This window comes from Micrococcus sp. MS-ASIII-49 (assembly GCF_000946635.1).
Taxonomy (GTDB): Bacteria; Actinomycetota; Actinomycetes; order Actinomycetales; family Micrococcaceae; genus Micrococcus; species Micrococcus luteus.
In genome coordinates, this window is the sequence record NZ_JXSP01000098.1 from 1 (window position 1) to 1,147 (window position 1,147).

Below are 1,147 nucleotides of genomic sequence, written 5' to 3' on the forward strand. Positions count from 1 at the left end.
GCCCCGGGCACCGGGCCGGCAGCCGCCGACGGCCGCGAACCGCGCCTGCCCGGGATGCCCCGGCTGACCGGCCAGGCCGGGACGTCGCCGGCGACCACGCCGACCGGGAACGCGGCCGGGGTCGAGACCGGTGCGGCCGAGGCCGAGCGCGATCGCTGGCTGCGCGAGCAGCGCCCGCCCCACTGGGGCTGAGCCGGCCCGATCCGGCCGGGTCAGTCCGCGGCGGCGGAGGCCGGGGACGACGTCGAGGACGTCGAGGACCCGGCGGCCGAGTCCGAGGTCGAGCCGCCGGACGAGCCGGTGCCCCCGGTGCCGGAGCGCGAGTCGGTCCGGTAGAACCCGGAGCCCTTGAAGCTCACGCCGACCGAGCCGTACTGCTTGCGCAGGACGCCGCCGCACGCGGGGCACTCGGTGAGGGCGTCGTCGGTGAAGGCCTGGACGACGTCGAAGGCGTGGCCGCAGTCCTTGCAGCGGTAGGCGTAGGTGGGCATGCTCAGCTCCAGCTCGCTCGGGGCGCGCCGGGGCGCGCGGTTCTGGGGGGATCCGACCCCCGATGCTACTCCGCGCCGCGGGCCGGGCTCAGACCCAGCGCAGCCCGGCCGCGGTGACGACGCCGTCCACGGGCCGGTCCGTGGGCTCGGCGGGGATGGCGCCCGCCGGCAGCAGCTCGTCCTCGAACACGAGGGCCACGGTCGGCACGCTCCGCGGCAGCTCGGCGAGGAAGCGATCGTAGTAGCCCCCGCCCTGGCCCAGGCGCATCCCGTCCTCGGCCACCGCGAGCGCCGGCATGACCACCGCGGTCGCCGCCGCCAGCGCGTCGGTCCCGAGTCGTTCGCCCACGGGCTCGTCCACGGGGGCGTTCGCCGCGCGCGCCGTTGCGACGTCCGGGTGCCACGGAGCCCAGCTCAGGCGGCGTTCCGGCTCGATCACGGGGACGAGCACCCGCGCCCCCGCGGCCAGCAGGCGGGTGCGCAGCCCACCGGTGTCCGGCTCGGTGGCCATCGGCAGCACGGTGGCCACCACCGGGGCGGTCCCGTCCGCGGTCGCCGCGGCCACGCGCGGACCCAGCCACGCCCACAGGTGCTCGACGGCGGCCGCGGACTCGGCGGCGCGGCGCGCGGGGGAGCGGTCGCGGCGGGGGGGGCGC

3 protein-coding genes are annotated in these 1,147 nt (G+C 78.8%); 1 reads left to right on the plus strand and 2 read right to left on the minus strand.

All coding sequences use genetic code 11. The features are described 5' to 3' along the window. The coding region (locus SJ20_RS07185; protein ID WP_044659458.1) for a hypothetical protein at positions 1-192 on the plus strand (192 nt) is incomplete at its 5' end. A 20-nt stretch (positions 193-212) separates the two neighbouring features. Here SJ20_RS07185 and SJ20_RS07190 read toward each other — a convergent pair. Both SJ20_RS07190 and SJ20_RS07195 read right to left on the minus strand, forming a co-directional pair. Continuing rightward, positions 213-491 carry an FmdB family zinc ribbon protein gene (locus SJ20_RS07190; RefSeq protein ID WP_044659459.1) on the minus strand — a complete coding sequence of 93 codons (279 nt, stop codon included), beginning with the start codon at positions 489-491 and terminating at the stop codon, positions 213-215. Between the two features lie 88 nt (positions 492-579). After that, a partial coding sequence (locus SJ20_RS07195) for a 5-formyltetrahydrofolate cyclo-ligase (RefSeq protein WP_044659460.1) occupies positions 580-1,147 on the minus strand: 568 nt, incomplete at its 5' end.